Source organism: Mesorhizobium sp. WSM4813 (genome assembly GCF_055811555.1).
This window is the reverse complement of record NZ_JBVVQU010000021.1, coordinates 1-25,561: the sequence shown is the minus strand read 5'-3', so window position 1 is coordinate 25,561 and position 25,561 is coordinate 1. Positions and strand designations below refer to the sequence as shown.

Here is a 25,561-nt window from a genome sequence, read left to right as displayed (position 1 = left end):
GTCTGTCCAGCTCGTCGACATAAGTACGATTCACGACCGAGAAGCGCGGCCGAACACCGCGCCTTAAACAATAGCGTCGGCACCATCGATCGGCTATGGTCCCGCCGGTTTTATGGCGGATCAAAAATAATGTCGGTTGAGAGAACCACGGCCGTTGGCGGCATGGAGACCTCCTATGGTTTCAAGCGTGTAGGGGCAGGCGAGAAGCAGTCCCTGGTCAATGACGTTTTCCACAAGGTCGCGAACCGCTACGATCTGATGAACGACCTGATGTCGGCCGGGCTGCACCGGCTGTGGAAGGACGCCATGGTCACATGGCTCAATCCACCGAAACGACCGGGCTGGAGCGTTCTTGACGTTGCCGGCGGCACCGGCGACATCGCCTTCCGCATCGTCGAGGCGAGCGGCAGGAACGCCCATGCCACGGTTCTCGACATCAACGGATCGATGCTTGCCGTCGGCCGCGACCGGGCCGAGAAAAAGGGCCTGACGGCAAATACCGATTTCGTCGAGGCCAATGCCGAGGAGCTGCCTTTCACTGAGGCCAGTTTCGATGCCTACACGATCGCTTTCGGCATTCGCAACGTGCCGCGCATCGATGTGGCGCTTGCGGAAGCCTATCGCGTGCTCAAGCCCGGCGGGCGCTTCCTTTGCCTCGAATTTTCCGAGGTCGACATGCCCCTGCTCGACAAGGTCTATGAGGCGTGGTCGTTCAACGCCATCCCCAGGATCGGCAAGGCGGTGACCGGTGACGACGAGCCCTATTCCTATCTGGTCGAATCGATCCGCAAATTTCCCAATCAGCAGAATTTTGCGGCGATGATTTCCCGCGCTGGCTTCGACCGCGCTTCCTTTCGCAATTATTCCGGCGGCATAGCTGCGCTTCATTCGGGCTGGAAGCTTTGAGGCGAGCGCAGTCATGAGCAGTGTCGGCGCTGGTTTCAGGCTCGTGCGCGCCGGCTGGGTGCTGGTCCGCGAAGGCGTCGTCGCGGCGCTGCCGGGCGACGAGCTCTTCGGCCTGCCGAAACTCGGCTGGCGGATGGCGCGGCTGTTCACCCGCCGCCGCGCGCTCGCCTATGAGCGTGGCGACCGGCTGGCCAAGGCCGTCGTCCGGCTCGGCCCATCCTATGTCAAGCTCGGCCAGTTCCTGGCGACCCGGCCCGATGTCGTCGGCAACGACATAGCGCTCGATCTCGCCATGCTGCAGGACAAGATGCAGACATTTCCGCAGGCCGAGGCCATTGCGGCGATAGAGGGCTCGCTCGGGCGCAAGGTCGGCGAACTCTACGCCAGTTTCGGCGAGGCCGTCGCCGCGGCTTCGATCGCCCAGGTCCATATCGCGGAAACCCTGGAGAACGGCGTCGGTTCACGGGTGGCGGTGAAGGTCATCCGGCCGGGCGTGCGGCGCCGCTTCTTTCGCGATCTCGAAAGCTATTTCCTGGCTGCTCGCCTCCAGGAAAAATACATCCCGTCGTCGCGCCGGCTGCGGCCGGTCGAAGTGACCGAGACGCTGGCGCAGACCACCAAGATCGAAATGGATCTGAGGCTCGAGGCGGCAGCGCTTTCGGAGCTCGGCGAGAACACCAAGGACGACCCCGGCTTTCGCGTTCCGTCCGTTGATTGGGAGCGTACCGGCCGCGATGTGCTGACCATGGAATGGGTCGACGGCATCAAGATGAACGACATTGCCGGCCTCGCTGCCGCCGGCCACGATCTGAAGGCGATCGCCGCCAATCTGGTCCAGTCGTTCCTGCGCCATACGCTGCGTGACGGTTTTTTCCATGCCGACATGCATCCCGGAAACCTGTTCGTCGAGCCTAATGGCACCATCGTCGCTGTCGATCTCGGCATTGCCGGCCGGCTCGGCAAGAAGGAGCGCCGTTTTCTCGCTGAAATCCTCTACGGCTTCATCACCCGTGACTATCTGCGCGTCGCCGAAGTGCATTTCGAGGCCGGCTACGTGCCGCGCCGGCATAATGTCGCTGCGTTCGCCCAGGCTATCCGGGCGATCGGCGAGCCGATCCACGGCCAGCCGGCCGAGACTATCTCGATGGCCAAGCTCTTGGCGCTTCTGTTCGAGGTGACCGATCTCTTCGATATGGCGACGCGCTCCGAACTGGTGCTGCTGCAGAAGACCATGGTGGTGGTCGAGGGCGTCGCCCGCACCCTCGACCCGGCCTTCAACATGTGGAAGACGTCCGAACCGGTGGTCGGCGGCTGGATATCGGGCAATCTCGGCCCGCGTGCTCTGCTGGCCGACGCACGCGACGGTGCCAGCGCACTGCTGGCGCTGGCCCGCCAGGCCCCGGATCTCGCCGCCCGCACCGAGCGGCTGTCGCGCGAGATCGACCTGATGGCCGAACACGGGCTGCGTTTCGATGAAAGGACGGCGCACGCCATTGGCAAGGCCGAGGCGCGCTATAGCAGATCCGGCCGGCTGGCGCTGTGGGTGATCGCGCTGACGCTGGTCTATATGGCCTGGAAGCTGCTCTGAATGCTAGCAATGACAGCAGTGCTGTCATTGCAGTCATGCTCCGGTGTCGCTATATTAGGTCGCGGGAGCGCGATCATGGCCCGGATTACTGTCCGCAATGTGGATGAGAGTGTCATGCGGCGACTGCGTGAGCGTGGCGCCGCGCGTGGCGTTTCCATGGAGCAGGAGGCGCGAGACGTGCTCGCCGCATCCGTTGGGCTTCCGACGACCAAAGGTTTCGACTGGTCGGGCATTGCAGCCGAGGACCAAGCCAAGTTCAGACCGACGACACGGGGGCAAGGGTAGTTATGGGCACCCTGACCATTCGCAATCTCGACGACGATCTGAAGCAAAGGCTGCGCGAGCGGGCGGCTAGACATGGTGTGTCAATGGAGCAGGAGGCAAGAAGTCTGTTGCTGAAGGATGTGGCAGCCGCCAAAGAACGTGACGGGGATTTTGTTACGGCGGAGGAAATCCTCGAATTCGGCCGACGACTGCAACAAGCGGACTTCGATCAGAAGAAATTCACTGATGACCTCTGGTCCTTCATCGAGGAGGAATGACCGTGGTGGTCGACACCTCAGCGATCGTGGCCATCCTGAAGCAGGAGCCCGATGCTCCGGCGATCGCCCAGCGCCTCGCCGGAAATCAGCAGATATTGATGAGCGCCGCGACTCTGATGGAATGTGGAACAGTAATTGTTCGACGCTATGGCGCGGCCGGCACGGCCGAGTTGACGGGCCTTCTTGCTAGACTAAAAGTCACGATCGTCGCTCTCTCCGCCGAACATGCGCAGGTCGGAATTGAAGCCTATGCATTCTATGGCCGAGGTACTGGCCATCGCGCCAATCTCAACATGGGCGACTGTTTCGCCTACGCTCTGGCCAAGACGCGAAACCTGCCGCTGCTTTTCAAGGGCGACGATTTCATCCATACCGACATCGAACCGGCGCTGAAGCCGGCATGACTTTGGACAAGGACTGGTTTCGGGCATGACCCTTTCCGGCAAGCGCATCCTGCTGATCATCGGCGGTGGTATCGCCGCCTATAAGGCGCTCGACCTGATCCGCCGGCTGCGCGAGCGCGGCGCTGCCGTGCGTGTCGTCATGACCGCTGCGGCGCAGGAGTTCGTCACCACGTTATCGGTTGGAGCGCTGTCGGCCGACCACGTCTTCACCGATTTGTTCGATCGCAATGACGAGCACGATGTCGGCCATATCCGCCTGTCGCGCGAGACCGATCTTGCGGTCGTGGCGCCGGCCACCGCCGATCTGATGGCGAAGCTTGCCAACGGCCACGCCAACGACCTCGCCTCCACCGTGCTTCTCGCCACCGACAAGCGGGTTTTGATGGCACCGGCCATGAACCCAAAAATGTGGTCGCATCCGGCGACCCGGCGCAACCGGGCGACGTTGCAGAAGGACGGCATCGCATTCATCGGCCCGGCGAAGGGCGAGATGGCCGAGAGCAACGAGGCGGGCGAAGGCCGAATGGCCGAGCCGCTGGAAATCGTCGCCGCTATCGAGGCGCTGCTCGATATCAGGCCGAAGCCGCTGGCAGGCAGAAAGATCATCGTCACCTCAGGGCCGACGCATGAGCCGATCGACCCGGTGCGGTACATCGCCAACCGTTCGTCCGGCAAGCAGGGCCATGCCATCGCGGCGGCGCTGGCCAGGCTAGGCGCCGATGTGCACCTCGTCTCCGGTCCGGTCGGCATTGCTGATCCGGCCGGCGTCACCACGCTGCATGTCGAAACCGCAAATGAGATGAAGGACGCGGTCGAACAGCTGCTGCCGGCGGACGCGGCCGTGTTCGTCGCGGCGGTCGCCGACTGGCGCAGCGAGACTTCAGCCGGCGAGAAGATCAAGAAGGTGGCGGGCGAGGGGCCGCCGGCGCTGCAGATGATCGAAAACCCTGATATTCTTGCCGGTGTCGGTCACCACAAGAAGCGGCCCAGCCTGGTCGTCGGCTTTGCCGCCGAGACGCAGGATCTCGTTCGGAACGCCGAGGCCAAGCTTGCGAAGAAGGGCGCCGATTTCATCGTCGCCAACGACGTGTCCCACGAAGGTGGGGTGATGGGCGGCGACCGCAACCGGGTGCGGATCGTCTCGAAGGCGGGTGTCGACGAATGGCCCGAGATGAGCAAGGACGAGGTGGCGACGCGGCTTGCAACACTGATCGCCGAGCGGCTTAAGACGATTACTGTCTAGCCCGTCGCTTCCTGTGGCCGGGCTGCCGGTACCGAGATCCTGAGGGCGGCGAGGCATCCCAGACTCCCCAGCGGCACGAAGGCGAGGAACAGCCAGGTGGCGACGTTCGCCGCCGCCTCACGGTTGAGGCCTTCGGAAAAACCGCTGGCGTTGGCGACGATGCCGGTCAACGCGGCACCGACCGCATAGCCGATGCGCTGCATCGTCGGCACGGCGGCAGAGGCGATCGTCTGCTCGCCGTCACTGGCCGATGCCACGATCGCGCGTGTGACGAAGGGCCAGGCAATGCCGAAGCCGCCGCCCTGCAGCAAGGCGCAAAACAGGATCAGCGGAATCGAACCCGCCGGCACAGCATAGGCGAAACCGGCGATGCCTGTCGCGATCATCAGTGCGCCGCTGGTGATGATCAGCCTCTCGCGTTCCGGCGGCGCATTGGCGACGAGAATCGACAGGATCGACCAGGCGATCGATTCGGCGGCGATGATGTAGCCGGTGGTCAGGATCGGAATGCCGTGCAGGCTGGTCAGAAGCAGCGGTCCGTAGACGGCGAAGGAACAGGTCGCCACGGAGAAGGCGGCGACCATGGTCATGCCTGCGCCGACCGGCGAGCGCCATGAGAACAGCCGCGACGGGAACAGCCGCGAGCGCGGCTTCAGCGCATCTATGCGGATGAACAGCGCAAGCCCGATCAGGCCGAGGGTAAGCAGCAGGGACGAGCGCAGCAGGGCAATGTCGACACCGGCCGTGGCGATCAGCACGACGCTGACGGCCAGGCAGCCGAGCGCGGCAAAGGGGAACGGCGGCGCCGTTCCAGTGACCGCCCGGGGCCGGGTTGCCTCGGGCGTGTCGAGCACGATAAAGCTCGCCAGCGCCATGGCCGTGCCGCCGACCGTGAAGACGCCGAAAGCCCAGCGCCAGGAGAGCAGCTCGGTCATCAACGCACCTAGCACCGGCCCGCTGAAAGCGGCGACGCCCCAGATCGCCGACATGACGCCGAAAAGCTGCGGCCAGATGGCGCGTGGAAACAGCCGCTCGACCGAGACGAAGGCCAGCGACACCAGCGCGCCGCCGCCAAAACCCTCAATCAGGCGCCCGGCCAGGAACAGCGGCATGGAGGGCGCGATGGCGCAGACCAGGGCGCCGGCCGCATAAAGCAGGGCGGCGACCACCATATTGGTGCGCAGGGCGACATAGCTCACCAGCCGTCCGGCGGCAGCGCCGGCGACGATTGCGCCGAGCTCGTAGATCGCCAGCGACCAGCCGACCAGCTGAACGTCGGCGAGTTCGCCGACCATGGCCGGCATCACCGTTGCCACCATGGTTTCGTTGGTGGCGTGCAGCAGGATGCCGAGGCTGATGAAGCAGAAGCGCGCCAGATCGCCGCTCGCCCACAGCGCGCGCCAATCGACCCTGTTTGTGCTGGTTTCGGTCACCGCGCCCTCCCGAACTTTCTTATACGCCGTTAAAAAATGGTGGAGCGCTCTTCGTCTCCATGGGCACGCGGCGCTTCGGGGACGGGTTGTAAAACCTCAACCGCAGTTGAGCTCAAGCGGTTTTTTTGCGGGTGCGCTGAGATGCTGATAAACGCGGGAACTCAGGGTGATCGAAGATTGGCGATCATGGCGTCAGCGATGATCATCCTTTGGCATGCCGGTTTTCCAAAAATCATGCGGCGCGGAACAGCTTATCCTGTTCCGCGCCGCATGCAGAGTTACGTTTATGGCGCTTACTTATTTGAAAGAGTGGATCAGCTCCAGTGAGGTGACGGCGACTGCCAGGTTGACACCGGTCTGCGCCTGTACGTTGAGAGGGCTGCAGCGAGAAGGCGCTGTTCAGTCCGCCGACCAGAAGGTTGGCGCCGCCGCCGGTCACCAGGCTGGCCTCGGCGTTGACGCCATAATAGCTGCCGGCAAGATCGCCGGAATCACTATCGCGGGTGGCCGCCAGAACCGCCCATATCAATTCGCCCTGGTGCGTTCTGCCGACGTCGACGCCGAGCTTGGAAATGACCCCGGTATAGGCTTCGGGGGGACCGCCATGATGGGGGCGAAAGGTGCAGGCCACGCCCTTGTTGGATGTGACGATATAGCCGGTGCCGCCGTCGATGGTGCAGTCAAGTACGCCGAGCTCCAGCCTGCCCGCGCTGGCAGGGGCAGCGAGCACCGTGGCGGCGAGGGCGGCGGCACAGGCGAGTTTCTTGATCATGGGAGGGGTCCTTTCGCGAATTGCCTTGAACAACGGCTAAGCGTCCCGAGCGTTCCGCCGAAAACTTGGCGCGATCAAGGCGGGCGTCAATGCACAGTCATTGAAGGTTTCGAAGCGATGCCAAACGGCAGGCCTGCCATATCAGGCCGAAAAGCCGCCGTCGGTCAGCCGGTACTGGTGCGGGCCAGGCCGTCCTTGGCCGGCTGATAGGTCGGGTTGAGGCGCACGGCCTCGCGGTAGGATTTTGCCGCCTTGGCCTTGTCGCCGCGCCGCTCGTAGATCAGCGCCTGGTTGGACCAGGCTTCGGCATTCTTGCCGTCGAGCTTGATCGCCATGTTGATATCGGCGAAGGCATTGTCCTCATCGTTCATGGCGAGGTAGGAGAGGCCGCGGCCATTGTAGGGTTCGGCGGCGTCCGGCGCCAGCGAGATGGCGGTCGAGAAATCCTCGATGGCGAAAGCGTGCTGGCCCTGGCTCTGATAGATCAGGCCGCGATTGTGATAGGCACGCGCATCTGTCGTGTCGAGCTGGATCGCCTTCTGGAAATCGTTGAACGCTTCCTGGATGCGGCCGGCTTTGCGGTAGAGATTGCCGCGGCCGATATAGGCGGCGTCATAGTCGGGATTGATCTGGATCGAGCGGTTGTAGTCGGCAAGCGCGGCCGCCTGGTCGCCGAGGAAGCGCTGGATGAGAGCGCGGTTCGAATAGGCCTGGTAGAAATTCGGATTGAGCTGGATGGCGGTGTTGAAGTCCTTGAGCGCAGCCTGATACTGGCCGCCGCGGCCATAGGCCGAACCGCGTACATTGTAGCCTTCGGGATCCTGGGGGCTGCGCTGGATAACGGCCGACAGCGAGGAGATGTTTTCGGCCGACCCCTGTGCCTTGTCGATGTTGGTGAATTCGCCGGTCGGGGCTGTCTGGCAGCCGGCGAGCGCCAAGGCGGAAAGCAGGGCTACCGTCAGGGCGAAGCGGCGCATTGCGGTTCTGCGCTCTACGCTTGTTGCATTCATGTCTGCTCTGTCCTCACTGCCCGCCGCGCCGTCAGGTCTGTTCCGTCTCCGAACCGGCCCTCTCCGAACTGGTCGAATTCAACAAAAAGGTGGCGGCGATTACGCATCGCGCCACCCTGGGTATCCTTCGAAAAGGACGAAAAATTGGCGTCAGAACCGCGGCGGACGCGGAGCACCTGCACCAGCAGCACCAGCCGCCACCGGGCGCGGCGTCATCGGCAGCAGACCCTCGCGCTGGGCGCGCTTGCGGGCCAGCTTGCGGGCGCGGCGAACGGCTTCCGCCTTTTCGCGGGCGCGCTTCTCGGAAGGCTTTTCATAATGTCCACGCATCTTCATTTCGCGGAAGATGCCTTCGCGCTGCATCTTTTTCTTGAGCGCGCGAAGCGCCTGATCAACATTGTTGTCGCGGACGAGTACCTGCACGGGCAATCCTGTCTTTCGGGTTTGTTAACAACAGGCAAGTGGCCATAGTCGCTTGCCTCCGCGGCGGTCTACACCACGAATTGTGGCGGCTGATAGCAGAATCATGCCGCTCTGTCCACTGCCGAAACGAAAAACCCGCCTCGGCGGCGGGTCGTGGGCGCAAATCAGCACTATGCGCAAATCAATAGCATAACTGCCGCCAAAAGCAAGGAATTACGACCCCTGGTAGTAGATTTGCCTTATCGGAGGGGCTCTCCGCGCCGATGAGAGCGATCGTTGGCGTTTTCTCCGCCACTGATGAATCCTGCTGCCTCAATCCAGCAAAACGGTCCGCCTGACTTATCGACGAAGGAACAACCTTGTTCCTCAATGGTTGTTCTCGCGAAGCAAGCACAGGAGAAATCGATGTCAGATACCCGTGAGTGGCTCGTCCAGTGGCTCAGGGACGCGCATGCGATGGAGGAGCAGGCCGAAACCATGCTGAACGGACAGCTGAGCCGGCTGGAAAGCTATCCCGAGCTCCGTAAGCGCATTAGCCTGCACGTCGACGAGACGAAGGGGCAAGCTGCGCGCCTCAGAACCTGCCTCGAAAGATTGGGCGAGGATACATCCACGCTGAAGGACGCCGGCGGCAAGCTGCTGGCGATGGCACAGTCCCTGAGCGGCGTCTTCGCCGGCGACGAGGTGATGAAAGGCTCACTGGCGAGCTACACCTTCGAGCACATGGAGATCGCATCCTACACGATCCTCATCGCAGCCGCCGAATCCCTTGGCGAAACAGAAGTCGCCCGGGCTTGCGAAGAAAATCTGCGTGAGGAGGAGGCGATGGCCGAGTGGCTGAAAAACAAGCTGCCCGCGACTACGGAGCAGTTCCTGGCTCGCTCGGGGTCGGACAGCGACAATGCCAAACGATGAGGACAACAGGCCGGCGGGCAACGTGAAACGACCTTCGGTGTGGCGGGCTTACAGCTATGCCTGGATTACCCTGGGCTTCTTCATCATTTCGATCATCGGCCACTGGGTTTTCGGCTGGTTCGCCTATCTCGACGAGCAGCGAGCGCTGGGCCAACCGCCCGAGTTCGGCGGCTATCTGATCGAGATGAGCCGCGACACGCTCGAGAACTGGCAATCGGAATTCCTGCAGCTGCTCTGGCAGGTCGGTGGCCTGGCGTTCCTGCTCTTCGTCGGATCGCCGCAATCGAAGGAGAGCACCGACCGGATGGAGGCCAAGATCGACGCGCTTCTCAGGCTTGTCGATCCGAAGAAGGGCAAGGAGGCGATTCGCGAACTGGACCTGCAGTATGACGGCCGCCACACCGACGAGCCGCACGCCCACCGGGACTAATCTGGGAATGGAAATGTGGCCCGGAGCCGATCACCCTCCGGGCCCGTTTAATGGTCCTTGCATTCGCAACAGAGCAAGCGGCGACAGGCGCTCCCTCTATGCCGTGGCCAAATGAAGCCGCTCGAAATCCTCGAAGAACTCGCCGTAGTCGCAGGTTATTTCCTCGCCCGCCGCTATGTCGCGGATCGCGGTTGCCCCGCCATACTGCGAAAAATCCGTGTTCGGCCTTTCGGCGTGGTTCATGAAGCGGCCATTGTCGACTTCATAGACCATGAATCCGGGCCGGTCCGGGCTTGGATAGGCATATCTGTCGAGCAATTCCCTGAGGTGCGGCGGCGCCGCCTCATATTTTTCCATTGGAATCAGCCGGTCGAAATCCGGATCGAGCCGCCAGATCGGCGTCCCTTTCCGGACCGGCTCGGCGGCAAAGACGCCGACGCCTTCGATTGCGCTCGCGGCGATATAGGTCCTGATCAGCAGCATGTTTTAGGCCCGTCTTCGAACAGAAGTGTCCGAAGAAATCGCCAAATCGCGCTGGAAAGCAAGACCGCTTTTGCGACATTGCGGCTTGCTTGCCCACGCGGGAAACGCCTCACGTCCGGCTGATCGAGACGCCGCCATCGGCAAACAGCGCGGTTCCGGTGGTGAAGCTCGATGCATCCGACGCCAGGAAGAGCGCCGAGCGGGCGATCTCTTCAGGCTCGGCGACGCGCTTCAAGGCATGCAGGTTTTCGACGAAGGCTCGCGATTCAGGTGTCTTGAACGTTGCCGAAGGCGTATCGGTGCCGCCCGGCAAAAGTGCGTTGATCCGCACGCCTTTGGCGCCGTATTCGGCGGCAAGCACCTGCGTCAATCCGATCAGCCCGGCCTTGCTTGCGGCATAGCTGGTCATGCCGGGCATGCCGACCGTGTGGCCGACAAAGGTAGAGGTGAAGATCAGCGATCCGCCGCCGCGTTCGACCATCGCCGGCACCTGATATTTTGCACCAAGGAACGCGCTGGTCAGGTTGGTGTCGAGCGTCTCTTGCCAGCCCTCCAGCGACAACTCCGAAATCGAACCCATCTTGCCGACCGAGCCGGCGTTGTTGAAGGCGATATCGAGACCGCCGAACCGGCCAACCGCCAGGTCGACAAGGGCTTTGGCATAGGCCTCGTCGCGGACATCGCCGGCAAGGGCAAAGGCCGTGCCGTCGGCGTCTTCGATTTCGGCAACGAGTGCGTCCAGCTCTGCCTGGCGACGGGCAGCGATGACCACCTTGGCGCCTTCCTCGGCAAAGAGTTTTGCCGTGGCGCGGCCGATGCCGGAACTGGCGCCGGTGACGATGGCGACCTTGTCGGTAAGTGCGAACATTTTTGCATCCTTTTTTTCACGCCAGCTTTGCCGGCAATCGGATGCTTGGTCGCAGATCGAGGCGGGGCGAGCCACCCGATACCTGCGAAAGGCGCCCTGACGAGTGGCCGTTCGGTCCGCCGCTTTGGATGGGTCTTTTTTGTCGTGGCGCAAAACGGCAAGCGCCGTCGCAAACAGCGCAAGGCTGGCAGCGCTGTTTCGCTAGTGATACACCTCGCGCGCCGGGGCTCGATTGGATGCCAGGTCGCTATCTGCGAGGCCAGAACGTTGAAAAAATACTCGGTATTCGCCATCGCCCGCGAGGCCATGCGCGGCCACAAGGGCTGGGAGGAACAGTGGTCCTCGCCAGAGCCGAAGAAGGAGTACGACGTCATCATCGTCGGCGCCGGCGGCCATGGCCTGGCCACCGCCTATTATCTCGCCACGGTGCACGGCATCACCAATGTCGCGGTACTGGAAAAGGGCTGGCTCGGCGGCGGCAACACCGGCCGCAACACCACCATCATCCGCTCCAACTACCTCTATGACGAAAGCGCCGGCATCTACGACCATGCGCTAAAACTGTGGGACGGGCTCAGCCAGGAGCTCAATTACAACGTCATGTATTCGCCGCGCGGCGTGATGATGCTGGCGCACAATGTGCACGACATCCAGGTGCTGAAGCGCCACGTCCATGCCAACCGTCTGAACGGCATCGACAACGAATGGCTGACGCCGGAAGCCGCCAAGGAATTCTGCCCGCCGCTCAACATTTCGCGCGATGCCCGCTATCCGGTGATGGGCGCCACCTTGCAGCGTCGCGGCGGCACGGCGCGTCACGATGCCGTCGCCTGGGGCTATGCGCGCGGCGCTTCGGCGCGCGGCGTCCACATCATCCAGAATTGCGAAGTCACCGGCGTCAAGCGGGCGCCGAACGGCGCGGTCACCGGCGTCGAGACGACGCGCGGTTTCATCGGCGCCAAGAAGGTCGGCGTCGTTGCCGCCGGCCATTCGTCCGTCATCATGAACATGGGCGGCGTGCGCATGCCGCTGGAAAGCTATCCGCTGCAGGCGCTGGTGTCGGAGCCGGTCAAGCCGGTCTTCCCCTGCGTGGTGATGTCGAACACGGTGCACGCCTATATCTCGCAGTCCGACAAGGGCGAGCTGGTCATCGGCGCCGGCACCGACCAGTATGTCTCGTATTCGCAGACCGGCGGATTGCACATCCTCCAGCACACGCTCGACGCCATCTGCGAGATGTTCCCGATGTTCACCCGCATGAAGATGCTGCGCTCGTGGGGCGGCATCGTCGACGTGACTCCCGACCGCTCGCCGATCCTGGCCAAGACGCCGGTGCCCGGCCTCTATGTCAATTGCGGCTGGGGTACGGGCGGCTTCAAGGCAACGCCAGGCTCGGGTCATGTCTTTGCGCACACCATCGCCAGGGACGATCCGCACCCGATCAACGCGCCCTTCACCATCGAGCGCTTCCGCACCGGCCGCCTCATCGACGAGGCGGCAGCGGCAGCGGTGGCGCATTGATGATGGCCCGCTTGGTGATGTTGGGCCAGCGGCTTTGCGATCAACCGGTCGGCGCCCGCGTCGGCCATGGCGAATTGTAGGAACAACCATGCTTCTCATCCGCTGCCCCTATTGCGAGGAAGAGCGTCCGGAACTCGAATTCCGCAACGCCGGCGAGGCGCATATTGCGCGTTCGGCAGACATGGCCGCGACAAGCGATGACGACTTCGAAAAGTTCTTCTTCATCCGCTCGAATCCCAAAGGCATCATCTATGAGCGCTGGCGGCACATGCATGGCTGCGCGCGGTTCTTCAATGCCGTGCGCGATACCGTCAGCGACAGGTTCCTGATGACCTACAAGGCCGGCGAGCCGAAGCCCGCGAAGCTGCCGGGAGCCTCCAAATGATCGCAGCGTTCCGCATTCCCCGCGCCGGGCGCCTCAAGCAGGCAGAGACGGCCCGCTTCAGCTTCGACGGCCGGTCCTATGCCGGTGTCGAGGGCGATACGCTGGCCTCGGCGCTGCTCGCCAACGGCGTCCACCTGGTCGGCCGCTCGTTCAAATACCACCGGCCGCGCGGGTTTCTGTCCGCCGGCGCGGAAGAGCCCAATGCGCTGGTCGAGATCAAGCGCGACGCAGCGCGCAAGACGCCGAATGTCCGCGCTACCGTGCAGGAGCTCTATGACGGGCTGACGGCGCAGTCGCAGAACCGCTGGCCGTCGCTTTCCTTCGACGTCAGTGCGGTCGGCGACATCGCCTCGCCGCTGCTTTCGGCCGGCTTCTACTACAAGACCTTCATGTGGCCGAAGTCCGCCTGGAAGACCCTTTACGAGCCAAAGATCCGTGCTGCGGCCGGCCTCGGCGTCGCCCCCGATCAGCCGGATCCCGACCATTATTCGGCGCGCTACGCTCATTGCGACGTGCTGGTGCTGGGCGGTGGCGCCGCCGGCATCGCCGCCGCACTTGCCGCGGCCGAAACCGGCGTGCGCGTCATCCTTGCCGACGAGCAGGCGGATTTCGGCGGCAGCCTGCGCTTCGAGAGCGGCGCGAAGATCGACGGCCAGGACGGTTTTGCCTGGGCGCAAGGTGCAGTCGCGACGCTCAAGGCCATGGATAATGTCCGCGTGCTGTCCCGCACCACGGCCTTCGGCTATTACGCGCAGAATTTCGTCGGGCTGGTCGAGCGCATCAGCGATCATTTGCAGAACCCCGGCCGCGAGCTGCCGCGCGAACGGCTCTGGCAGGTCCGCGCCAAGCGCGTCGTGCTGGCGACCGGCGCCATCGAGCGCCACATGGTGTTTGCCGACAATGACCGGCCCGGCATCATGCTGGCGTCGGCGGCGCGCACCTATCTCAACCACTATGGCGTCGCCGTCGGCAGGAATGTCGGCGTCTATACGGCCAATGATTCCGCCTATGCAGCGGCGATCGACCTCAAGAAAGCCGGCGTCGGCGTGGCGGCGATAGTCGACCTGCGCGACAACCCGACCGCGGCGCTGATCGACGAGGCGAGGGCGCTCGGCATCGAGGTCAATTTCGGCCGCGCAGTGGTCCGCGCCGGCGGCAAATTGCGCGTCTCGTCGATGACCGTGCAGCCAAAGAACGGCGGCGGCGAGCGCACCATCCCGGTCGACGCGATCCTGATGTCGGCGGGCTGGACGCCGTCGGTGCATCTGTTCTCGCAATCGCGCGGCAAGGTCGCCTTCAACGACGAGACCAAGCGCTTCGTGCCCGGTGTCTATGCGCAGGACTGCGTTTCGGTCGGCGCCTGCAACGGCACGGACGGGCTGTCGGCGACGATCGACGAGGCCTATGCAGCGGGCGCCATGGCGGCCAAGGGTGCGGGCCCCAAGAATGCCGGCGCCAGCGCCGCCAAGGGAACCAAGCCGAAGGTCGATGCCAGCGAGAACTGGTCGCGCGGTATGCTGGGTGCGGCGCCCGGCGCCGGGCCGGATACGACGGTCAAGGCCTTTGTCGATTTCCAGAACGACGTCACCGCCAAGGATATCCGCCAGGCGGTGCATGAAGGCATGCGTTCGATCGAGCACGTCAAGCGCTTCACCACCAACGGCATGGCGACCGACCAGGGCAAGACCTCGAACATGCACGGCCTGGCGATTGCCGCCGAGACGCTGGGGAAGCCAATCCCGCAGGTCGGGCTGACGACGTTCCGGGCGCCCTACACGCCTGTCACCTTCGGCTCGATCGTCGGCCATGCGCGGGGTCCGCTCTTCGACCCAACCCGCGAGACGGCGATCCATCCCTGGGCCGAGGCTCAAGGTGCGGTGTTCGAGGATGTCGGCCAATGGAAGCGCGCCTGGTATTTTCCGAAGGCGGGCGAGGACATGCACGCCGCCGTCGATCGTGAGTGTGTCACGGTGCGAAAAACGGCCGGCCTGTTCGATGCCTCGACGCTGGGCAAGATCGAGGTGGTCGGGCCGGATGCGGCGAAGTTCATGGAACTGCTCTACACCAATCCGTGGGAGAAACTGGAGCCCGGCCGCTGCCGCTATGGTATCATGCTGCGCGAGGACGGTTTCATCTATGACGACGGTGTCGTTGGCAGGCTTGCACCCGACCGTTTCCATGTAACGACAACGACGGGCGGCGCCCCGCGTGTCATGAACCATATGGAGGATTACCTTCAGACCGAGTTCCCGCATCTCAATGTCTGGCTGACCTCGATCACCGAGCAGTGGGCGGTGATCGCCGTGCAGGGACCGAAGTCACGCGAGATCATCGCGCCGCTGGTCGAAGGCATCGACATGTCGGACGAGGCGCTGCCGCACATGTCGGTGCGCGAGGGCAGGATTTGCGGCGTGCCGACAAGGCTGTTCCGCATGTCGTTCACCGGCGAGCGCGGCTTCGAGGTCAACGTGCCGGCCGATTACGGCCAGGCCGTCTGGGAAGCGCTGTGGGACGAGGGCCAGAAGCACAGCGCATGTGCCTACGGCACCGAGGCGATGCACGTGCTGCGTGCGGAAAAGGGCTACATCATCGTCGGCCAGGACACCGACGGCACGGTGACGCCAAACGATGCCGGGCTCGACTGGGCGGTCGGCAAGAAGAAGACCGACTTCGTCGGCATTCGCGGCATGGCGCGGCCGGACCTTGTCGCCAAGGGCCGCAAGCAGCTTGCCGGGCTGAAGACCAAGGACCCTAAGGTGGTGCTGGAAGAAGGTGCCCAGATCGTCGGCGATCCGAAGCAGGCGATCCCGATGACCATGATCGGCCATGTCACCTCGAGCTATTGGTCGGAAAATTGCGGCCGCTCGATCGCGCTGGCTCTGGTTGCCGGCGGCCGCGATCGGATGGGCGAGACGCTTTACGTGCCGATGCCCAACGGGACGATCGAGGTGGAGGTCACCGGCATGGTGTTCTTCGACGAGAAGGGAGAGCGCCTGAATGGCTAAGGCTGCCGCGAAGAAATCTACCGCCGCTGCTCCGTCGGTCGAACGCCGCCCGGCTCTCGCCGGTCAGGAGCTTTCCGCAACCGGCGTCACGCTTGCCGTCTTGCCACCGGCGGAGCGCATTTCGCTGCGCGCGCCGGGCGCCTCGGTCGCGGCGCTTTCGAAGGCGCTCGGCGTGGTCCTGCCGCAAAAACCCAAAACCTCGGCGGCAAAGGCCGGGCGCACGGCATTGTGGCTTGGGCCAGACGAATGGCTGGTCATCGACGAGGCCGGAAAAGACCCGCTCGCCGACTGCGCTGAGGTGGCCGTGCTGCATTCGGCGGTCGGCGTCTCACATCGCAACGTCGCCATATCGGTTATCGGCCCGGCGGCTGCGGCAACAATCAATTCAGGCTGCCCGCAGGATCTGTCGCTCGACGCCTTTCCGGTCGGCGCGGCGTCGCGCACCATTCTGGGCAAGGTCGAAATCGTGCTGCTGCGCACCGCGACCGACGCGTTCCGCGTTGAATGCTGGCGTTCCTTTTCCGATTATGTCTTTACTTTCCTGTCGGAGACGGCAGGCGACGCAGCGGCTTAGGAACACTCGCTCCGCTCGGCCGTTGCCGGAGCAAGCCGAGGGAGCCGGAGCAAGCCGAGGGAGAATGTCGATGCCGTCGAAGTCCGCGCCGAATCCACCGGTCCAGAAGACGCCGGCCGTTCGCTCGTTCGAACACGAGCAGCACGACGAACCAAACATCGAAGAGGAACTCGAGGAAGGACTCGAGGACACGTTTCCGGCCAGCGATCCGGTGTCGATTACCGGGACTTCCATTTCCGGTGCTCCCGCAAGACCCGGCAAGGCCAAGATCGTGGCCGGAATGAAGAAGCGCAGGAAATAACTTCCATCAGGCTCCGGCGGAGTCGGGCTGAAATGGCTATGAAAACGGGCGGTCAGGATTTCCTGCCGCCCTTTGTTTTCGAACGTCAGAACGTGCTGGGCACGATCCACGGATCGATGTCGATGCCAAGCCGCGGGTCCTTGTTTTCAGTCGAGCCCTTGTGAGTCGCCGTGCCTGTCTTCTCGACCGATCCGGTCGCGCCGCAATCGAGCTTGATGTTGGTGTCGGCGCAGGCTGCGGCCGGGGCCTGCTTGCCGGGCTGGCTCTGGCCGGCGTAGGCCGCGCCCGAGAATGCCAGGACCGCCACGAGGGTGAAGATTGGCTTTTTCATCATCTGTCTCCGGTTCAACCGCTGAATTTTCCGTACATGTACGATGTTGCGTACATATACGCCAGACAATCGCGGGGTTCAAGTCAGAAGTCGTACATGTACGAACAATTTTACTTGAATGTTGGGGATCTTCTTGCAACGGCACGCGCCGAGTACGCGGCGCCGTTCACCCGTGCCGTACAAGGTCTTCAGCTATCCGAAACCGAAGGGACCCTTCAGCAGTTGACCGGCGTCTCGGTCAGCGGCGGCACGTCCTGTGTGGCCAGCGCGCCAAGCGTGAAGTCGCACATCCGCTTCACAAAAGCCTGCTGGTCGCCGAACGGATAGAAGGGAAAGGTGATCAGCAGCGAGATCGTGCCGTGGCCGACCGCCCACAGCATGGTGGCAATGGCGCGCGGATCGCCCTTAAGCCTGCCGGCGGCGACGCAGGCCTCGACCCTTTTGATCAGCACATTCATCAACGGGTTGCCCTCCTGCATCTCGGCGAAGGTCCTGCCTTCCGGGGGCTTGACCTTTTCGGTCATGAACACCGTGCGATATTCGTTGGGATTGCCAAGGCCGAAAGCCGCGTATTCGGTCATAACCACCTGCAGCGCCTCGATCGGATCGCGGGCCGGGTGATCCTCGATACGCTTGGCCAGAGTCTCGAACGCATCCTCGGCCAGTGCGAACAAGATGTCCTGCTTGTCGGCAAAATAGGAATAGACCGACATCGGCGCATAGCCGACGCGCTTGGCCAGCTTGCGGATGGTGAGGCCTTCATAGCCTTCCTCCTGTACGAGCTTGTGCGCTGCATCGACAAGTTCGGAGCGCAGTTCGGCCTTTTGTTTCTCGCGGCGTGTCTGGACGCTAAGCGGCAATTTCGCCTGCCTTCTGTTAGCGGCTGTTAGTGGCTGGCTAATTTATATACGCTGTACGGAATCGGACAAGGCGCCGTCAAATCAAGCATTGGCAAAATCGGCGTCGCAGCACTCCGATTGGCGATACCGCCCCTAGGTCGGCCGGCACATGAAGATCATCTCTGCCGAAGCTCGTTGAGCCTTTCAAGCCGCCTCTGGCTGGCGCTCGATCAATGTCAGCGTCAGCCAGCGCGCAGTCAGCGCCGGTTTTTTCGAACCCTCGATCTCGATGGTCACGTCATGCGCCGTCTGCAGCCAGCCCGACGGCCTGACCTTGACGTCGGCCAGCACGAAACGGGTGCGGATGCGCGCGCCGGTCTTCACCGGCGCCAGGAAGCGCAGCGAATCGAAGCCATGATTGACGCCCATCTTGCTGTTTTCGAGCGGCGGCATGGTCTCGAAGGTCATCGCCGACAAAAGCGAAAGCGACAGGAAGCCATGCGCGATGGTGCCGCCGAACGGCGTCTCGCGCTTGGCGCGCTCCGGATCGCAATGGATGAACTGGTGGTCGTCGGTGGCATCGGCGAACTGGTCGATCATGCGCTGCGAGACCACCCGCCACGGCGACACGCCGACCTCCTTGCCGACGCTTGCCAGAAGCACATCGAGACTGATCGGTTCCACGCTGATGTCCTCCATTTCAACCGTCCGGAGCGCGAGCGGCTTCATTCCTTGAACAGTGCCAGCCCATGCTGCACCGACTGCCCGCCATCGATCGGCAGGATGGCGCCGGTGACATAGCTGCCGGCTCGGCTGCACAAATAGAGCGTTGCGCCGGCAATGTCATCCGGCGCGCCGATGCGGCCGATCGGAACGTGGCCGCCGACATGTCTTGCCTGGTCCTCGGTCGCCGTGGCGAAGGCGGTCATCCGGCTCCGGAAGGGGCCGGGGGCGAAGGCGTTGACGGTGATGCGGCGGGCGGCGAACTCGATCGCCAACGTGCGTGTCAGATGATGAACCGCGGCTTTCGAGGCAGAGTAGGAATAGGCGTCGTCGGCCAGCGGCTGCGTGCCCATCACCGAACCCAGATTGATCACCCGGGCCGGATCGGCATCGCTGGCGGCGCCGTCGAGCAGCGGCAGAAGCTCGCGCGTCAGGTGGAAGACGGCGGTGACGTTGACGCCGAACACCTTGGCCCAGGCATGGTAGGGGAAGCTTTCCAGCGGCGCGCCCCAGGAAACGCCGGCATTGTTGACCAGGATGTTCAGCCGCTCGGTCCGCGCCTTGACCTCGGCGACCAGCGCCGCGATGCCAGCCTCGCTGGAGACATCGCCGGCAAAGCCCTCAACTCGGCCGGAGCCGCCGAGGTCGTTCAATTCGCCGGCGACTTTGACGCAATCATCACCCTTGCGCGAGGCGATCATCACAGTAGCGCCGGCCCTGACCAAAGCGGTTGCCGCCATGCGGCCGATGCCGGTCGCAGCCCCGGTCACCAGCGCGGTCTTGCCGGCCACCGAAAACAGCTCGTCCAGATAGCTCATTGCAATTCCCCTACGTGTCCTGTCCCGCCCGGCGAAAGGCCTGGTATTGACAAGGCTATCCGAACTACGGTCATCCTCGCCACGGGTAAAGTGCCGGGTTGAGGCAAATGATAGTGCCCAATTTGTATTGGAGATCAACTTGTTGAAGTCAGCGCTGCCCCTCATTGCCCTGCCGGGCATTTCTCCCCGTAAACGGGGAGAAAGGGGCTGGCTGTGATGTTGGCGCCATCCTGCAACGCTGGTGATTGGCGAAACCGTCGATGACAGCGTCCCTCTCCCCGTTCCTATACGGGGAGAGGATGCCGGCAGGCAGGTGAGGGGCAGCGCAGACGCTCGGAACGAGCGGCCACTGGTCTAAAGCTGAAACGATTGTCCTGCCGGTGTGCGGCTGCGGTTTCTACGCCTGAGGAAATCCGTATACTGTCTGTCTATTTCGATCGCGGGGCGAGAAGGCCGAAATGACGCTCAAACTCGAATATGACCCGGAAGCTAATGCTGCCTACATCCGTTTCTCCTCGGAGGCGATCCAGGAAAGCGAGGAAGTTTCTGCAGGCATAGTCCTCGACTATGATGCTGAAGGCCACATCGTCGGGATGGAGGTGCTGGATGCTCGAGAACACCTTCCCGCCGCGATGCTGAAGGCGGCCTGACCCTACTCCGCCGGCTCGACATTGGTGTAGGCGGCTTCCTCGAGCTCGCGCTTCAGCCGCGATGCCTCTTCCACCTTGGGTGTGACGAAGCGGCCGAGCAGGAGATAGGCGACCGGCGTCAGGAACAGCGTCGAGACGGTGGCCAGACCCAGGCCGCCGACGATCACCCAGCCGAGCGCGATGCGCGCCTCGGCGCCGGCGCCGCTCGCCAGCACCAGCGGTACGCCGCCGAGCACGGTGCAGATCATCGTCATCATCACCGGCCGCAGCCGGATGGTGGAGGCCTGCTCGATCGCCTCGCGCACGCCGAGCCCGCGGTCGCGCAACTGATTGGCGAACTCGACGATCAGGATGCCGTTCTTGGCCATGACGCCGACCAGGAGCACCAGGCCGATCTGGCTGTAGGCGTTGAGGCTGGTGCCGCTGAGCAAAAGGGCAAAGATCGCGCAGGCAAGGCCGAGCGGCACGGTCGCCATGATGATGACCGCGCTGACGAAGCTCTCGAACTGAGCGGCGAGCACCAAAAGGATGATGACCAGCGAGAAGCCGAAGATGGTGATCATGGCGCTGTTGGTCTCGCCCAGCGTCGCCGCCTCGGCCAACGGCACGATGCGGCTGCCCGGCGGCAGAAGCGGTGTGGCGATTGCTTCGGCGCGGGTGAGCGCCTGGCCGAGCGCGAAATCGCCGCTGAGGTTGGAGGTGATCGCCACCGACGGCTGCTGCTGCTCGCGGGTCAGCGAGGGCGGCACGGCGCGCTCGGTCAAAGTGGCGATGGTCGACATCGGCACGAAGCGGCCGTCGGCCGTCTTCAGGAAGATGTTCTCCAAATCGGTCGGATCGTTGATCGGGCTGGTCGTCGAGACGAGCTTCACGCCGTAGCTGCGATCGGCGATATAGACGTCGACGACATCATTCCCGTCGAGCATGGCCTGGAAGGTATCGGCCAGCCCGGTGATGTCGATGCCGAGGTCGGAAGCGCGCTCGCGGTCGATGGCGACGGAAAGCTGGGGCTGCGTCGGGTCGACGGAGAGTCGGGGCGACTGGAAGCCGGGATCCTTCTGCATCTCGGCGATGATCTTCACCGCAGCGTCGCCGAGCGCCGCGCGATTGTTGCCAACCAGCGCGAACTGCAGGCCGTTGCCGGCGCCGCGAATACCGAGGCTGTTGGGCTGCATCGGAAAGACGCGCACGCTCGGCACCTGCCGGGTGAGCCGGCTGATGTCGGCCATAATCTGCTGCTGGCTGCGGTCGCGTTCGTCCCACGGCGCTAGCGTCATCACCATGAAGCCGGCATTGTAGGCGCCGTTCCGGCCGGCGCTCTCGAACGTGTTGCGGATTTCGCCGGAATCGCGCAGCGGCTGGATCAGTTTTTCGATCTTCTGCATCTGCTGCGTCGTGTAGTCGAGGCTGACGCCTTGCGGCGCGTCGACGCGCATGAGCACGACGGCACGATCCTCGGTCGGCGTCAGTTCCTGGCGGATCGTGCCGAACAGCGTGAAGGCGGTGGCTGCAAACAGCAGCGCGACCAGGAGCACGATCCACGGCGCGTCGAGGCAGATGCGCAGGCAGCGCCGGTAGAGCGTGTTCAGCGCGCCGCCGATGCGGCCGCCGATGCCGCTGCCGCCTTCGTGGCGAAGCGGCGCGGCCGACAGCATGCGCGAGGCAAGCATCGGACAAAGGGTCAGCGCCACGACGGCGGACAGAAGCACCGATATCGCAAGAACAAAGCCGAATTCGCGAAACAGGCCGCCGGTCTGGCCGGGCAGGAAGGAGATCGGCACGAAGACGGCGACCAGCGTCAGCGTCGTGGCGATGACGGCGAAGAACACTTCCTGCGCACCAAGCACGGCCGCGGCGCGTGGCCCCATGCCTTCGTTGCGTCGTCGCACGATGTTTTCCAGAACGACGATGGCGTCGTCGACGACCAGGCCCGTCGCCAGCACCAGGGCGAGCAGCGTCAATATGTTGACTGAGAAGCCCGCGAGATAGATGGCAGCGATCGTCCCGATCATGGCGACCGGCATCGCAAGCCCTGGAATGAGCGTCGCGCGCCAGTCGAGGAGAAACACATAGATGACGATCAGCACGATGGAGACGGACAGGCCGAGGGCGATCTCGACTTCATGCACCGCGCCGTTGACGAACACCGCATCGTCGCTGGTGACCGTGATCGAGATGCCCTGAGGCAGATCCGCCTGCAGCGTGGCAACTGCGGCCCTGACGCCGGTTGAAATATCCAGCGTGTTCGATTCCGCCTGGCGTATGATGCCGAGACCGATGCCGGTCTTGCCGTTCGAACGCAATGTGGTCTGGCCGATGTCGGGGCCGAGCGTGACGGTGGCGACGTCGCGGATGCGGGTCGTGCCGCCGATGATGATGTTTTCGAACTCCTCTGGCGTGGTCACGTCCGCCGTCGGACGCACGATCAGGTCCTGGTTGGTCGTGGTGATCGAACCGGCCGGCGAATCGAAAGCGACCGAAGCCAGCGCTGTCCTCAGGTCGGCGACGGTGAAGCCCAAGCTGGCAAGTTTGTTCTGGTCGACATCGATGCGGAAGATCTTGTCGCGGTCGCCATAGACCTGGACGTCGGCAACGCCGGGCACGGCGGCAAGCTCGTCCTCGATCTGGTCCTGGACCAGCACCGTCATGTCCTGCACCGACATGGTGTCGGAGGTGACAGCCAGCCGCATCACCGGCTCGGAATTGGCGTCGGCCTTGACGATGCGCGGCGCATCCGCCGTGTCCGGCATCTGGTTGACGACGCGGCCAACGCCATCGCGCACGTCGGAGGCGGCGACGTCGAGGTCGACGCCGTCGTTGAATTCGATGGTGACGCGGCTCGTGCCGAAGGACGAGGTGGACGAGATCGACTTCACACCGGAGACGCGGGCGACCGCGCCCTCAATCACATCGGTCAATTCGCGGTCGACGGTCTCGGCCGCAGCGCCTTCAAAGGTCGTGTTAACGGTGACGACGGCGCGATCGACATCCGGCAGTTCGCGGACCTCGACACCGTAGAAGGCAGCAAGGCCAGCGACCGCGATCAGCGTGTTCAAGACCAAGGCCATCACCGGCCTGCGGATGAACAGTGCGGTGAAGCCTGTGTCGCCGGCGGCGTTGTTGGTTGTGGTCATCAGCCGTCAGCGTCCGCGGCGCGCTGTTCTTCGCCGGCGATGGCGACTGCGCCGCCTTCGTTGACGCTCTGGGTGCCCTCGGTCACCACCATGTCGCCGCTGACGATCGGGGCGTCGATCAGCACGGTCTCGGTGTTGCGCTGGATGATGCGCACGGCTACCCGCTTGGCCTTGCCGTCCACGATGGCCCAGACATAGGCACCGTCCGAACCCCACTGGATCGCCAGCGGACTGACCGCCGGATAGCTGTCGCCGGGGAATTTCATGGAGATCTGGAAGGACATGCCGGCACGCAGCGAATCGGCTGGATTGGCGATCTTTGCCTTGACCAGAAGGGTACGGCTGGCTTCATCGATGTGGTTGTCGATGGCGGAGACCGTACCGGTATAGGCCTTGTTGGGATTGGCAATCGGCGTCGCCGACAATTGCGCGCCGACCTTGACGGCGGCGGCGAAGCGCTCCGGCACCCAGAACTCGACCAGTATGCTGGAGCGGTCGTCGAGGGTGGCGACCGCCGACTGGCTGGTCACATAGTTGCCGGCTGATATCGGCAGGATGCCGACGACGCCGGCAATCGGCGCGACGATCGAGCGGCGCTGCAAGGCCAGTTCCGCATCGCGAAGCGCCAGCCTGGCATTGGCAAGCACCACTTCGGCATCGGCAACGGCGACCGCTGTCGCAGCGTTGGAAGCGCGCAGTGATTTGACCCGGTCGAGTTTGGCCTGCGCGTCCTGCAAGGCAACCTTGGCGCGGTCCTGTGCGATCACCTCGGTGTCGGAATCGAGGGTGGCGATGACCTGCCCCTTTTCGACATGGGCGCCGGATTCGACCAGGAATTCGACCAGGCGGCCGGAACTGTAGGGATTGACCGTCACCGAGGCGTTGGCGCGGCCGGTGCCGATCGCCTGCAGGCGATCGTTGATGATGGCAGCGGCCGCCGGCAATGCGACGATAGTCACCCGCTGACCGGCGGCGTTGCTGCTGCCTGCTTGGCCGGCCTTATCGACGGCGCCCGTTGGTGGCGTCGCGGCATAAGCCCAGTCGATGCCCCAGCGCGCCAGCACATCGGGCGCGCCTGGAAAAAAGCGAACCCAAGCGGCCGCAGCCGCGACGAGGATCACAAGTGCAAAAACGATCTGTTTCCAGGTGGCCATCGGCGCTCCGGTTGGCAAATATACCGCCTACGGGTCCCAAGGTGAAGTAGACGCGACGGCACACTCCGACACGCAGGATGACTCGTCGATATCAAAGCTTTATGGCAATTCTCCCGCTCGCTTGCACATTAAATCGGTGTAACGTTGATAGGGGCTGCGCTTGGGCAAAACCGGATCAGGCGCTGCCGCCAATGGGGCCGAATGGTTCCAGCCGGTTTGGCCGCGCCGCCACGCAGATCCGCTGGAACGGTGGGCTCCGCTGGCAGACCGGACATGGGTCGCGTCATCCTTGAACTTTCCCGTTTTGTTCCCATATAGACTGACAGAAGAGACCAGATCTCCAGGCTGCCGCGCGTAAGCGACGGATGTCGCAGAGCGAGGAAAGTCCGGGCTTCACCGACACACCCCAGCAGGTAATGCCTGCCCGCCGTAAGGCGAGCCACGGCAACAGAGACGAGCCGTCCCAGTCGGGACGGGTGAAACGGGCGACAGGGTGGGGGAAGCAACCGCAAGAAGTGCCCTGTGACCTGTGTCGGGGAGGGCTTTGGTGGCGGGCAAGGAGGCGCCTGGCGACAGGCGTCCAAGAGGAATGGCAGCCCTCGACAGAACCCGGCTTACACGGGATCTGGTCTCAAGCATCTCGGGGCGAGAACCGGCAGACGCGTACGGCCTATGGGCTCGGAGGGCCGGAGTGTAGCGCAGCCTGGTAGCGCACCTCGTTTGGGACGAGGGGCCGCAGGTTCGAATCCCGCCACTCCGACCATCCCGGTTCGCGATCTTTGCGAACGCGGTGCGAAGCTGGAAAAGCACTCGCGGACGTGGCGGGCGGACGTGGCGGAATCGGTAGACGCAGCCGGCTTAAACCCGGCGGGCACTCCCGTTGCGAGTTCGAATCTCGCCGTCCGCACCAAATCGGGCTGCACCAAATCGAATATAGAGGGGTGGCAGAGCCCGGTTGAATGCGCTCGCCTCGAAAGCGGGTAGGCCTGCAAGGGCCTCGGGGGTTCAAATCCCTCCCTCTCCGCCATACGACATTTGTCCAGCCCGGAGACATAGGTAACAGAATGTACCTAAGACATGGGTGACAACCCCGTGCCGAACGGGTTGTC

General features: G+C 63.6%; 26 protein-coding genes, 2 tRNA genes and 1 other RNA gene. 17 read left to right on the top strand and 12 right to left on the bottom strand.

Annotated features, from left to right (window positions below; genetic code table 11):
• The first annotated feature begins 129 nt into the window (after positions 1-129).
• From ubiE to coaBC, 6 genes are all read left to right on the top strand, one after another.
• Positions 130-906, top strand: coding sequence for a bifunctional demethylmenaquinone methyltransferase/2-methoxy-6-polyprenyl-1,4-benzoquinol methylase UbiE (gene ubiE / locus AC0L25_RS14290; protein WP_473596086.1), 777 nt, complete (start codon positions 130-132; stop codon positions 904-906).
• A gap of 13 nt (positions 907-919) precedes the next feature.
• Entirely contained in the window at positions 920-2,494 is a 1,575-nt protein-coding gene (gene ubiB / locus AC0L25_RS14285; RefSeq protein WP_473596085.1) for a 2-polyprenylphenol 6-hydroxylase, read from the top strand.
• Positions 2,495-2,569: 75 nt separating this feature from the next.
• Positions 2,570-2,779 (top strand): FitA-like ribbon-helix-helix domain-containing protein, encoded by a 210-nt coding sequence (locus tag AC0L25_RS14280; RefSeq protein ID WP_473596084.1) that lies wholly within the window; start codon positions 2,570-2,572, stop codon positions 2,777-2,779.
• A gap of 2 nt (positions 2,780-2,781) precedes the next feature.
• Entirely contained in the window at positions 2,782-3,036 is a 255-nt protein-coding gene (locus tag AC0L25_RS14275) for a FitA-like ribbon-helix-helix domain-containing protein (RefSeq protein ID WP_473596083.1), read from the top strand.
• The gene (locus AC0L25_RS14270) at positions 3,033-3,440 is read left to right on the top strand and encodes a type II toxin-antitoxin system VapC family toxin (RefSeq protein ID WP_473596082.1); all 408 of its coding nucleotides are present in this window, start codon (positions 3,033-3,035) and stop codon (positions 3,438-3,440) included. The genes AC0L25_RS14275 and AC0L25_RS14270 overlap by 4 nt, the downstream gene beginning before the upstream one ends.
• 25 nt (positions 3,441-3,465) lie before the next feature.
• On the top strand, positions 3,466-4,683 hold the full coding sequence (coaBC, locus tag AC0L25_RS14265; RefSeq protein ID WP_473596081.1) for a bifunctional phosphopantothenoylcysteine decarboxylase/phosphopantothenate--cysteine ligase CoaBC: 1,218 nt from the start codon (positions 3,466-3,468) through the stop codon (positions 4,681-4,683).
• On the opposite strand, the gene AC0L25_RS14260 is transcribed toward coaBC, so the two are convergent.
• The 4 genes from AC0L25_RS14260 to rpsU form a co-directional block, all read right to left on the bottom strand.
• The gene (locus AC0L25_RS14260) at positions 4,680-6,116 is read right to left on the bottom strand and encodes an MFS transporter (protein WP_473596080.1); all 1,437 of its coding nucleotides are present in this window, start codon (positions 6,114-6,116) and stop codon (positions 4,680-4,682) included. The genes coaBC and AC0L25_RS14260 overlap by 4 nt on opposite strands.
• Positions 6,117-6,348: 232 nt before the next feature.
• Positions 6,349-6,888 carry a DUF992 domain-containing protein gene (locus AC0L25_RS14255; protein WP_473596079.1) on the bottom strand — a complete coding sequence of 180 codons (540 nt, stop codon included), beginning with the start codon at positions 6,886-6,888 and terminating at the stop codon, positions 6,349-6,351.
• A gap of 164 nt (positions 6,889-7,052) precedes the next feature.
• Complete coding sequence (locus AC0L25_RS14250) at positions 7,053-7,898, bottom strand: tetratricopeptide repeat protein (protein ID WP_473596078.1); 846 nt, start codon at positions 7,896-7,898, stop codon at positions 7,053-7,055.
• Between the two features lie 150 nt (positions 7,899-8,048).
• On the bottom strand, positions 8,049-8,321 hold the full coding sequence (rpsU, locus tag AC0L25_RS14245) for a 30S ribosomal protein S21 (protein WP_023675331.1): 273 nt from the start codon (positions 8,319-8,321) through the stop codon (positions 8,049-8,051).
• Positions 8,322-8,726: 405 nt separating this feature from the next.
• Between rpsU and AC0L25_RS14240 the strand changes: the two genes are divergently transcribed.
• A complete protein-coding gene (locus AC0L25_RS14240; protein ID WP_473596169.1) occupies positions 8,727-9,236 on the top strand; it encodes a ferritin-like domain-containing protein in 510 nt (169 codons plus the stop codon).
• The gene (locus AC0L25_RS14235) at positions 9,223-9,666 is read left to right on the top strand and encodes a DUF6766 family protein (RefSeq protein ID WP_473596077.1); all 444 of its coding nucleotides are present in this window, start codon (positions 9,223-9,225) and stop codon (positions 9,664-9,666) included. The genes AC0L25_RS14240 and AC0L25_RS14235 overlap by 14 nt, the downstream gene beginning before the upstream one ends.
• A 96-nt stretch (positions 9,667-9,762) precedes the next feature.
• On the opposite strand, the gene AC0L25_RS14230 is transcribed toward AC0L25_RS14235, so the two are convergent.
• Together AC0L25_RS14230 and AC0L25_RS14225 are read right to left on the bottom strand one after the other, a co-directional pair.
• Positions 9,763-10,149 (bottom strand): SET domain-containing protein, encoded by a 387-nt coding sequence (locus tag AC0L25_RS14230; protein ID WP_473596076.1) that lies wholly within the window; start codon positions 10,147-10,149, stop codon positions 9,763-9,765.
• Positions 10,150-10,258: 109 nt separating this feature from the next.
• On the bottom strand, positions 10,259-11,017 hold the full coding sequence (locus AC0L25_RS14225; protein WP_473596075.1) for an SDR family oxidoreductase: 759 nt from the start codon (positions 11,015-11,017) through the stop codon (positions 10,259-10,261).
• Positions 11,018-11,284: 267 nt separating this feature from the next.
• Here AC0L25_RS14225 and AC0L25_RS14220 point away from each other — a divergent pair, with 267 nt between their 5' ends.
• The 5 genes from AC0L25_RS14220 to AC0L25_RS14200 all read left to right on the top strand — a co-directional run bounded on the left by AC0L25_RS14220 (position 11,285) and on the right by AC0L25_RS14200 (position 16,803).
• On the top strand, positions 11,285-12,538 hold the full coding sequence (locus AC0L25_RS14220; RefSeq protein ID WP_473596074.1) for a sarcosine oxidase subunit beta: 1,254 nt from the start codon (positions 11,285-11,287) through the stop codon (positions 12,536-12,538).
• 88 nt (positions 12,539-12,626) lie between these two features.
• Positions 12,627-12,923 (top strand): sarcosine oxidase subunit delta, encoded by a 297-nt coding sequence (locus AC0L25_RS14215; RefSeq protein ID WP_292403913.1) that lies wholly within the window; start codon positions 12,627-12,629, stop codon positions 12,921-12,923.
• Positions 12,920-15,928 carry a sarcosine oxidase subunit alpha gene (locus AC0L25_RS14210; RefSeq protein WP_473596073.1) on the top strand — a complete coding sequence of 1,003 codons (3,009 nt, stop codon included), beginning with the start codon at positions 12,920-12,922 and terminating at the stop codon, positions 15,926-15,928. Before AC0L25_RS14215 ends, AC0L25_RS14210 begins: the two co-directional genes overlap by 4 nt.
• Positions 15,921-16,502: a sarcosine oxidase subunit gamma gene (locus tag AC0L25_RS14205; protein ID WP_473596072.1), complete on the top strand. Its 582-nt coding sequence runs from the start codon at positions 15,921-15,923 to the stop codon at positions 16,500-16,502. The genes AC0L25_RS14210 and AC0L25_RS14205 overlap by 8 nt, the downstream gene beginning before the upstream one ends.
• Before the next feature lie 70 nt (positions 16,503-16,572).
• Positions 16,573-16,803: a hypothetical protein gene (locus AC0L25_RS14200; protein ID WP_258122276.1), complete on the top strand. Its 231-nt coding sequence runs from the start codon at positions 16,573-16,575 to the stop codon at positions 16,801-16,803.
• A gap of 85 nt (positions 16,804-16,888) precedes the next feature.
• On the opposite strand, the gene AC0L25_RS14195 is transcribed toward AC0L25_RS14200, so the two are convergent.
• The 4 genes from AC0L25_RS14195 to AC0L25_RS14180 form a co-directional block, all read right to left on the bottom strand.
• The gene (locus tag AC0L25_RS14195; protein WP_473596071.1) at positions 16,889-17,134 is read right to left on the bottom strand and encodes a DUF680 domain-containing protein; all 246 of its coding nucleotides are present in this window, start codon (positions 17,132-17,134) and stop codon (positions 16,889-16,891) included.
• A 215-nt stretch (positions 17,135-17,349) separates the two neighbouring features.
• Positions 17,350-17,994: a TetR/AcrR family transcriptional regulator gene (locus AC0L25_RS14190; RefSeq protein WP_473596070.1), complete on the bottom strand. Its 645-nt coding sequence runs from the start codon at positions 17,992-17,994 to the stop codon at positions 17,350-17,352.
• Between the two features lie 183 nt (positions 17,995-18,177).
• Positions 18,178-18,672, bottom strand: a complete 495-nt coding sequence (locus AC0L25_RS14185; RefSeq protein ID WP_473596069.1) for a MaoC family dehydratase — start codon at positions 18,670-18,672, stop codon at positions 18,178-18,180.
• 26 nt (positions 18,673-18,698) lie between these two features.
• The gene (locus tag AC0L25_RS14180) at positions 18,699-19,514 is read right to left on the bottom strand and encodes an SDR family oxidoreductase (protein ID WP_473596068.1); all 816 of its coding nucleotides are present in this window, start codon (positions 19,512-19,514) and stop codon (positions 18,699-18,701) included.
• A 458-nt stretch (positions 19,515-19,972) separates the two neighbouring features.
• On the opposite strand from AC0L25_RS14180, the gene AC0L25_RS14175 reads away from it, so the two are divergent.
• The gene (locus tag AC0L25_RS14175; RefSeq protein WP_123151247.1) at positions 19,973-20,164 is read left to right on the top strand and encodes a DUF2283 domain-containing protein; all 192 of its coding nucleotides are present in this window, start codon (positions 19,973-19,975) and stop codon (positions 20,162-20,164) included.
• A gap of 2 nt (positions 20,165-20,166) precedes the next feature.
• On the opposite strand, the gene AC0L25_RS14170 is transcribed toward AC0L25_RS14175, so the two are convergent.
• Together AC0L25_RS14170 and AC0L25_RS14165 are read right to left on the bottom strand one after the other, a co-directional pair.
• The gene (locus AC0L25_RS14170; protein ID WP_473596067.1) at positions 20,167-23,298 is read right to left on the bottom strand and encodes an efflux RND transporter permease subunit; all 3,132 of its coding nucleotides are present in this window, start codon (positions 23,296-23,298) and stop codon (positions 20,167-20,169) included.
• On the bottom strand, positions 23,298-24,452 hold the full coding sequence (locus tag AC0L25_RS14165) for an efflux RND transporter periplasmic adaptor subunit (protein ID WP_473596066.1): 1,155 nt from the start codon (positions 24,450-24,452) through the stop codon (positions 23,298-23,300). The genes AC0L25_RS14170 and AC0L25_RS14165 overlap by 1 nt, the downstream gene beginning before the upstream one ends.
• A gap of 332 nt (positions 24,453-24,784) precedes the next feature.
• Between AC0L25_RS14165 and rnpB the strand changes: the two genes are divergently transcribed.
• The 3 genes from rnpB (at position 24,785) to AC0L25_RS14150 (ending at position 25,362) form a co-directional block, all read left to right on the top strand.
• Positions 24,785-25,085, top strand: an RNA gene (gene rnpB / locus AC0L25_RS14160) — RNase P RNA component class A.
• Between the two features lie 54 nt (positions 25,086-25,139).
• Positions 25,140-25,215, top strand: a tRNA-Pro gene (locus tag AC0L25_RS14155).
• A gap of 62 nt (positions 25,216-25,277) precedes the next feature.
• Positions 25,278-25,362: transfer RNA gene (locus AC0L25_RS14150), tRNA-Leu, on the top strand.
• Positions 25,363-25,561 lie beyond the last annotated feature (199 nt).